General features: G+C 53.3%; 13 protein-coding genes. 12 read left to right on the plus strand and 1 reads right to left on the minus strand.

The features are described 5' to 3' along the window. Window positions 1–233, plus strand: a 233-nt coding sequence (locus tag EVJ23_RS14890; protein WP_131466590.1) for a zinc ribbon domain-containing protein, incomplete at its 5' end; no start/stop codon positions are given. 190 nt (window positions 234–423) lie between these two features. Here the strand turns inward: EVJ23_RS14890 and EVJ23_RS14895 are convergent. Next, window positions 424–1,236 carry a Cof-type HAD-IIB family hydrolase gene (locus tag EVJ23_RS14895; protein WP_070327821.1) on the minus strand — a complete coding sequence of 271 codons (813 nt, stop codon included), beginning with the start codon at window positions 1,234–1,236 and terminating at the stop codon, window positions 424–426. A 164-nt stretch (window positions 1,237–1,400) separates the two neighbouring features. On the opposite strand from EVJ23_RS14895, the gene EVJ23_RS14900 reads away from it, so the two are divergent. From EVJ23_RS14900 to EVJ23_RS14950, 11 genes are all read left to right on the plus strand, one after another. Beyond that, window positions 1,401–1,595, plus strand: a complete 195-nt coding sequence (locus EVJ23_RS14900; RefSeq protein ID WP_070327820.1) for a YjzD family protein — start codon at window positions 1,401–1,403, stop codon at window positions 1,593–1,595. A gap of 68 nt (window positions 1,596–1,663) precedes the next feature. Beyond that, window positions 1,664–2,083, plus strand: coding sequence for a thioredoxin family protein (locus tag EVJ23_RS14905; protein WP_071399264.1), 420 nt, complete (start codon window positions 1,664–1,666; stop codon window positions 2,081–2,083). After that, on the plus strand, window positions 2,080–2,865 hold the full coding sequence (locus EVJ23_RS14910; RefSeq protein WP_083273994.1) for a phosphatidylserine decarboxylase: 786 nt from the start codon (window positions 2,080–2,082) through the stop codon (window positions 2,863–2,865). The genes EVJ23_RS14905 and EVJ23_RS14910 overlap by 4 nt, the downstream gene beginning before the upstream one ends. 139 nt (window positions 2,866–3,004) lie before the next feature. Next, a complete protein-coding gene (locus EVJ23_RS14915; protein ID WP_070327818.1) occupies window positions 3,005–3,631 on the plus strand; it encodes a YqeG family HAD IIIA-type phosphatase in 627 nt (208 codons plus the stop codon). Window positions 3,632–3,764: 133 nt separating this feature from the next. Continuing rightward, window positions 3,765–4,877: a ribosome biogenesis GTPase YqeH gene (gene yqeH / locus EVJ23_RS14920; RefSeq protein WP_016508207.1), complete on the plus strand. Its 1,113-nt coding sequence runs from the start codon at window positions 3,765–3,767 to the stop codon at window positions 4,875–4,877. Further along, window positions 4,874–5,659: a shikimate dehydrogenase gene (aroE, locus tag EVJ23_RS14925; protein ID WP_071399265.1), complete on the plus strand. Its 786-nt coding sequence runs from the start codon at window positions 4,874–4,876 to the stop codon at window positions 5,657–5,659. The genes yqeH and aroE overlap by 4 nt, the downstream gene beginning before the upstream one ends. A gap of 5 nt (window positions 5,660–5,664) precedes the next feature. Beyond that, a complete protein-coding gene (gene yhbY / locus EVJ23_RS14930) occupies window positions 5,665–5,961 on the plus strand; it encodes a ribosome assembly RNA-binding protein YhbY (protein WP_016508126.1) in 297 nt (98 codons plus the stop codon). Then, on the plus strand, window positions 5,958–6,527 hold the full coding sequence (locus tag EVJ23_RS14935) for a nicotinate-nucleotide adenylyltransferase (protein WP_070327816.1): 570 nt from the start codon (window positions 5,958–5,960) through the stop codon (window positions 6,525–6,527). The genes yhbY and EVJ23_RS14935 overlap by 4 nt, the downstream gene beginning before the upstream one ends. After that, window positions 6,517–7,074 carry a bis(5'-nucleosyl)-tetraphosphatase (symmetrical) YqeK gene (gene yqeK, locus EVJ23_RS14940; RefSeq protein ID WP_070327815.1) on the plus strand — a complete coding sequence of 186 codons (558 nt, stop codon included), beginning with the start codon at window positions 6,517–6,519 and terminating at the stop codon, window positions 7,072–7,074. Before EVJ23_RS14935 ends, yqeK begins: the two co-directional genes overlap by 11 nt. 10 nt (window positions 7,075–7,084) lie before the next feature. Then, entirely contained in the window at window positions 7,085–7,432 is a 348-nt protein-coding gene (gene rsfS, locus EVJ23_RS14945) for a ribosome silencing factor (protein WP_070327814.1), read from the plus strand. Then, complete coding sequence (locus EVJ23_RS14950; protein ID WP_131466592.1) at window positions 7,432–8,157, plus strand: class I SAM-dependent DNA methyltransferase; 726 nt, start codon at window positions 7,432–7,434, stop codon at window positions 8,155–8,157. Before rsfS ends, EVJ23_RS14950 begins: the two co-directional genes overlap by 1 nt. Window positions 8,158–8,305: the final 148 nt, after the last annotated feature.

Raw genomic sequence — 8,305 nt, forward strand, 5'->3', positions numbered from 1 at the left:
GGGACGCCGGATGGGGCGAGTTCGTCCGCCAGCTGGAATATAAGGCGAGATTCTATGGACGGACGTTCATCAAGGCCGACCCGTGGTTCGCCTCGACCCAGGTCTGTTCGGCCTGCGGCGAGAACGGTGGCAAGAAGGACCTGCACGTCCGCGAGTGGACATGCGCCGCTTGCGGCACACACCACGACCGCGACGTCAACGCGAGCCTCAACCTGTTGCGCCTCGCGGACTGAAACACCCCAGGGCAGGGACTGCCCGACGAGCTTGGTCCACAACCGTGGCTGGTCAAAGCACGGTCTTCCCAAGAAGCTCCCACTTCAAGTTGCGAAGCAAACAAGTGGTGAGTAGTTCACTGCGCTTTATTTAACTAGGTGCAGTGATCGAACACAAAAAGCACCGACTGTGGATCAGTCGGTGCTTTGGTTATGACTTGATTCCAAATTTCTCTTCGAGGTAGATGGCAATCCCGTCATCCATGTTCGAAGCGGTCACTTCGTTGGCGACGACTTTGAGCTGGCTGATGGCGTTGCCCATCGCGACGCCCGTGCCGACGTAGTCGAGCATTTCGAGGTCGTTCTCTTCATCGCCGAAAGCGATGATGTTCTCACGGCTAATGTTCAAGTGCTTCGATACTTCGCGAAGGCCGAGCGCCTTCGATGTATTTTGGCTCATGACTTCGATCATATGCTCGGGCATGCGCCATTGACGGTTCAAGACGGCTTCAGCGTGCACTTTGTTCAAGCTGGCCCGGACGTTGTCGACGTGTTCTTTCGTCGCGTGGATCAAAAGCGACGTCGGCTCGTCTTGCAAGTGCTTGAGCAAGTCACCCGACGTGACGCTGAGTGCCCGTTCGGCGTAAGGACCGTAAAATTCTTGCGGATCTTTATGGAAATAGACGTGGTCGGTCACTTCGACGACGATGTTGTGTGCTTTCGTCTCCGATACTTCTTCGATGATGTCGTGTGCTGTTTTAAGTGGGATCGGACGGTGTGTGACCGCGTAGGACGTATCTTTCGGGTGATGGACGAGCGCTCCGTTGAAATTGATCAAAGGCGTCGTCAAGCCGAGTTGTTCATAATACATGATCGAGTGGCGATGGGGCCGTCCTGTTGCGATCATGACTTCATGGCCGGCATCACGAGCCGCTTGAAGAGCGCGGATGTTCCGTTCGCTGATCGTCTTGTCATCTCGTAACAACGTACCGTCTAAATCGACTGCGATTAAATAACGTGACATAAGTCATCCTCTTTTCTACATTGTGTACTATTTCTCTGACCGTACCATATTTCACGTTTCGACGGAAAGAATATACAATCGAGGTCGCATATTGTGCAGCAACAATGATATACTATTGCCGTATGGAATTTTATGAATCATCTGTGAGATGGAGGGGACTTTCGATGCGTTACTTAGTCACATTGTTCTGGGCGATCTTGCTTTCGAATACAGCAGTCTTTATCATTTCAGCTGTCGATGGCGTGACGTTCAATGCGGTGCTCGCAACAGCCTTTGGCGTGGTCATCACAATCTTTATCGCGCTCTTGGATACACTTAACCAAGACATGGGAATCAACGACGTCGCCCAAGAAAAGTAAGACGTCCACAACCAAACTGGCTCATATCCGAGTCAGTTCTTTTTATACACATTTAGGAGGGATCGACCATGAAAAACAGTGCCAAACGCGCCAACTTCATTACGTTCGCCATCATCGGTGCCATCATCGTGATCGGGATCGCGCTCTTATTCTTCTTGAATAATGCGAATGAAGAGACCGGCGTCAACGCCGTGTCAGCGAACGAGCTCGAACAGAAAATTGACGAAGAAGAAGAGGTCGTCGTCTATTTCTGGCAGACGGGTTGCGAATATTGTGAGCAAGTCAAACCGTATGTCGAACCACTCATCGAGGAGTATGACGCGGTCTCGATCAACTTGGCCGATCATGACGTCTGGACGACTTATGGCATTAACGGAACACCAACGATGATTCGTTTTAAAGACGGTCAAGAAACGGGTCGTGTCGAAGGGGCCGTCTCGGAACAACAATACGAAACGTTCTTTAAAAACGAGGAGGCCGCACAGTGATCAAAAGCCGCTTGTATCAGACGTTGTTTGAATTGAATGCGACACCGTTCATCGCCAAGCGGCTCCGTCAGTTCGCCGAGTCGAAAGCGAGCCGCGCGTTCATCCCGTCGTTCGCGAAAACGTATCAAATCGATATCGCTGAAGCGGCAGAGCCGATCGACGCCTATCCGAGTCTGCACGCCTTTTTCACGCGCCACTTGAAAGACGGGGCGCGCCCGATCGATGCAAACACGGACACGGTCGTATCACCGTGCGACGGACAACTGTCGATCGTGTCCGCCATAACAGACGAGAGTCGGTTTGAAGTGAAGGGGCAGTCGTATACGCTCGCCGAGATGCTCGGTTCACAGTCAGAGGCGAGACGGTATGCCGGCGGGACGGTTTGCGTGCTCTACTTGAGCCCGCGTGACTACCACCGTGTCCATGTCCCGCTCGCAGGCCGAGTGCTCAGCCATTACGAGCTCGGCGACCGTTCGGCGCCGGTGAATGAACTCGGTTTGACGGAGACGGTCCGCCCGTTGTCACGTAACTATCGCCGTGTCACACGCTTTGAGAGCGTGGCCGGACGTTACGAGCACATCATGGTCGGCGCTTTGAACGTCAATACAATCGAATGGACCCATGACGGCGAACGTGTCGATAAAGGGGCCGAGGTCGGTTACTTCTCGTTCGGCTCGACCGTCATCCTCTGTTTTGAGAAAGATCGTGTCGTCATCGACCCGGCGAAAATTGGTCCGGTCCGGCTCGGTGAAGTCATCGGTTCGATTCAATCGAACGCTTGACTGGTAAGTGAATAGACAACAATTTTCTGGCCGGTCAAACGAGACACTAGTCGTTTGGCCGGTTTTCGTATAACATAGAAGGGATATCAATACTTGTATAAGCTGTTGAATCGCTTTAGCTAATTGGAGGAATACAAACGTGTTTAATCGACTTTATCCGAAACAGTTCGTCGCGTCAGTATTTGACATCGACCTTGAAGACTTGAAAGACCGTGGTGTCCGCGTCATTTTGACGGACCTTGATAATACACTCGTGGCCTGGGACGTCCCGCACGCACCTGAGCTTCTTTTGCTATGGCTCGAGAAAGTGAAATCACATGGACTCGATGTCATCGTCGTCTCGAATAATAACGAGAACCGCGTGCGCACGTTTACGGAACCGCTCGGTCTTCATTATGTGGCGCGTGCGAAAAAACCGTTGCCGTCTGGGTTCAAGCAAGCACTTGCCAAGTACGGCTATTCAACCAAAGAAGCGATTTTCTTAGGCGATCAAATCTTCACCGACGTGCTCGGCGCCAATATGGCAGGCATTCACGTCGTTCACGTGCAGCCTGTCGTCAAGACGGACGGTCTCGTCACGAAGTTCAATCGCATGCTGGAGAAAGTCGTATTCGCGCATATGAAGCGTCGCGGGAAGTACGTGTTGATCACGAAAAAAGTGGAGGAAATCGCAGTCGATGCGAAGCGGGCCAAAGTGGCCGTCGCTGAAAAGATCGGCGAGGCGATGCACTCACGTTCAGAAGATTCACATAAAAAAGATAAATAAGGGCCTCGAACGCATAGGAAGAAGGAGGCTGTCTTGTACGGCGCGTAAGACGTCGGAATTAACGCTTCAGGAGTAGCGGCGAGGCGCTACGAAGAATGAAGAAGAGGAAACTTAAAGGACAGCACATACGAATATGGAAGAAACGAAACGTTATTGCGCCGGTTGCGGCGTTCTCATTCAAACAGAAGACCCGACAGCAGTCGGTTATGCACCAAAATCGGCACTGGATCGCGAGATCGTCATTTGCCAACGCTGCTTCAAATTGAAGCATTACAACCAGATCCAAGACGTCGAATTGACGGACGATGACTTCTTGCGCATCTTGAACGGGATCAGCGCCAAAGAAGCGCTCGTCATCAAAATCGTCGATATTTTTGATTTCAACGGAAGCTGGCTCCCGGGACTTCAACGTTCGGTCGGATCGAACGATGTCTTGTTAGTCGGGAACAAAGTCGATCTACTGCCGAAGTCGGTCAACCCGAACCGTATGGCGAACTGGATGAAGACCGAGGCGAAAGAACTTGGCTTGACGCCGGTCGATGTCCATTTGATCAGCGCTAAAAAAGGTCACGGCATCGACGAACTAGCAGAGAAGATCGAGTACTATCGCAAAGGGAAAGACGTCTACGTCGTCGGTTGTACGAATGTCGGGAAATCGACACTCATCAACCAAATCATCAAGCGCTTCGGTGCTGAAGATGAAGCGATTATCACCGTCAGTCATTTCCCGGGAACGACGCTCGACTTGATCGACGTCCCGCTCGACGATGATGCGAACCTGTACGATACGCCAGGAATCATCAACCGCCATCAAATGGCGCATTACGTCGACGCGCGCGATTTGAAGACGATCACACCTAAAAAAGAGATCAAGCCGCACGTGTTCCAATTGAACCCGCAGCAAACACTCTTCTTTGGTGGTCTGGCTCGTCTCGATTATCTGGAAGGCAATAAACGTTCATTCGTCGTCTACATGTCGAACGAGTTGAAGACACACCGGACGAAGCTCGACAAAGCAGATGAGCTTTATGAAAACCATATCGGCAAAATGCTTAACCCGCCGAACGAGAAGACGTTGCAATTGTTGCCGCCGCTCGTGCGTCATGAATTTAGTCTCCGTGACGGCGTCAAGACGGATATCGTCTTTAGCGGACTCGGTTGGGTCGCCATCCACGGAAAAGGTGGACGGATTGCCGCTTGGGCACCAAAAGGAGTCGTCGTCACATTACGCGAGGCGCTCGTATGAGACTGGCCGTCATCGGTCACCCAATCGCTCATTCGCTCTCTCCCTCCCTGCACGAGCAGTGGCTGAGAGCGTCTGGGCTTTTCGGGCGGTATGACGCGCTCGACGTCACAGCGGACGAGCTCGCCCCGTTGTTTCAGGCGATGCGGGACGGGGACTATGACGGGTTCAACGTCACGATCCCGTACAAGGAAGCGGTCATCCCGTTGTTAGACGACTTGGAGGATTCAGCCAAGTCGGCCGGTGCCGTCAACACCGTCTATAAGCGGGACGGCCGTTTGATCGGCGCGAACACGGACGGCGTCGGTCTTGTGACCGCACTCGACCCGTACACCGACTGGTCTGGTCGTGTGCTCGTCATCGGGGCGGGTGGAGCGGCCCGCGGGATCATCAGCGCGTTGCCGACCCGAAACGTCACGGTCACGAACCGGACGATCGACCGGGCCGAGCGTCTCGCGAAGACGTTCGGCATCGAGTCACAACCGCTCGGTGATGTCGACGTCGCCCGCTACGACGTCATCATCCAAACGACATCGGTCGGCATGGATGGAGTACAATCCCCGCTTCCGTTAAATGGATTACGACAAAACACCGTCATTTGTGATATCATATATCGTCCACTCGTCACACCGTTTTTAAGCGATGCCACAATCCGAGGCGGTAAAACCGTGAACGGGACTGCCATGTTCGTCGGGCAGGGAGCGTTGGCGTTCGAACGCTGGACAGGTGTGAAACCGGATCAAATTGTCGGAATGAAGTTAATTGAAAGCTTATTGGAGGAATAAAAATAATGTTATCAGGTAAACAAAAGCGATTTTTACGCGCCGAGGCACACAACCTCTCGGCCATCTACCAAGTCGGAAAAAACGGCGTCAGTGAAGCGATGTGCAAAGACATCGGCGATGCGCTCGAAAAGCGTGAACTGTTAAAAGTCCAAGTTCTTCAAAACTGTCTCGACACGCCGAAAGACGTGGCTGGAGAGTTGGCTGAAGGAACGAAGGCAGAAGTCGTTCAAGTCATTGGAAAAGTCATCGTCTTGTACAAACAGGCGAAAGAGAAAGAGAATCGCCAAATCAAGCTTCCATGAGTCGCATCGGGCTGATGGGGGGCACGTTCGACCCACCGCATCTCGGTCATCTGTTGATCGCCGAGCAGGCGAGAGAACAACTCGAGCTCGACGAGGTCTGGTTCTTACCGGCAGCGATCCCGCCCCATAAGGCCGGGTTCAGCCGGGCGGACGACCGGATCGAGATGACGCGGCGGGCCATCTCCGGTCACCCGGATTTTAAGCTCAACTTGATCGAGTTCGAACGAGCTGAACCGTCATACACGGTCGAGACGATGAAACGGTTGCGGGAACAGTATCCGGCTGACACGTTCTTCTTCTTGATCGGGGCCGATTCACTCGACGCGCTCGAGAAGTGGCACGACTATGAGACGCTGACTACGCTCGTCACGTTCGGTGCGGTCGCCCGGCCCGGGAGCCGCTACCGAATCCCGAGCCGAGCTGACGTCCGTACGATCGACATGCCGCAGCTTGAGATCTCGTCGACCGACATTCGGGAACGTGCGAAACGGAACAAGTCGATCACGTATCTCGTCCCATGTGAAGTCGAAACTTATATCAAGGAGCACGATTTGTATGACGTATGAACAGGCACAGGCATTGATTGAACGAACGTTGCCTGAGAAACGGTACATCCATACGCTCGGTGTCGTCGAGACGGCAGAACGTCTCGCCCGAACGTACGGAGAGGACGTAGACCAGGCCCGGCTCGCGGCAATGTTGCACGATTATGCGAAGTACCATGACCGTGACGAGATGCGTCAAATCGTCTTAGACGAGCATCTCGACCCGTTGTTGCTCGAGTTTGATGACGAACTGCTTCATGCGCCGGTCGGAGCGGTCTTGTTAGACCGCGCCTACGACCTCGACGCTGAAGTCATATCGGCCATCAAAAACCACACTACCGGCGAACCCGGCATGTCGCGCCTCGATCAAATTTTATTTGTCGCGGATGCGATTGAACCGAATCGTCGGTATCCCGGTGTCGACGTGTTGCGCGATTTGGCAGACGTTTCACTTGAAGCGGCCGTCGTCGCGACACTGCGCCATACGATTAACTATTTATTGAAGAAGTCGGTGCGGATTTTCCCGCAGACGATTACGACATATAACTATTATTTGAACACACCTTAGGAGGGTCTATATGACTGTAAAAGAAGAACTTGAATTGATTGTAAAAGCTGTTGACGATAAACGTGGGGAAGACATCGTCGTCCTCGACATGGAAGGTATCTCACCGATCGCCGATTATTTCGTCATCTGCCACGGTAACTCTGAGAAGCAAGTCGAAGCGATCGCACGTGAAATCAAAGACGTGGCGGGCGAGAACGATTTGCCGCTTAAAAAATTCGAAGGTATGGACTCGGCACGTTGGGTGCTCGCTGACCTCGAAAACGTCGTCGTCCACATCTTCCACCGTGACGACCGTGACTACTACAACCTTGAAAAATTATGGGCTGACGCGCCGCACGTCGACGTGGAAGTCGGCTAATGACGTACGAAGGGTTCGCCTACGTATACGATGAGTTGATGAAAGATGCCCCGTACGCGGATTGGGTCGCGTTCGTGCGGCGCCACGTCGCGGACGGTGCATCGCTTGCCGACGTCGGATGCGGGACGGGCTCAGCGACGATTCGGCTGGCCGAGCATTACGACACGATCGGTCTCGACTTATCTGAGTCAATGCTCGAAGTCGCCCAAGAGAAAGCGCTTGAAGCGGGCGTCACGCTGCCGCTCTGGCAACAAGACATGCGTGAGCTCGAACTGCCGGCTCCGGTCGATGCCGTGACGATCCTTTGTGACTCGCTTTGCTACCTTGCAGACGAGGCCGACGTCGTCGACACGTTCGAGGCGGTATATGAGCAACTGAAGCCGGGCGGGACGTTCATCTTTGACGTCCATTCATCGAACAAGATGGAGACGCTCTTCAACCAGAAGACGTACGCGTCGAACGGGGAAGACTGTTCTTACATCTGGTTCGCTGACCCGGGCGAGAAGCCGCTCTCGGTCATCCACGATTTGACGTTTTTCGTCGCGCTCGAGGATGGCACGTACGAACGCGTCGAAGAGACGCACGAGCAGCGGACGTATGAGCCAGGGCAGTATATGCAATGGCTCATCGGTGCCGGCTTCCACGTGAAATCGGTCACGGCCGACTTCACGGATCAAGCTCCGGGCCGAAACGCCGAACGAATTTTCTTCGTCGCCCAGAAATAAACGAGACCCCACCGCGAGAAGTGATATGCTCCCCAATAGGTAGACAGATGAAATAACAAATCTGTTTATCTATTGGGGAGTGTTTTTTTATGGCGAGAAGTCGGCATTCGATTGAACAAAAACTGAGTGCACTACGTATGCTGGAAGA

The organism is Exiguobacterium sp. SH1S1 (assembly GCF_004337245.1).
Lineage (GTDB): Bacteria > Bacillota > Bacilli > Exiguobacteriales > Exiguobacteriaceae > Exiguobacterium > Exiguobacterium aurantiacum_A.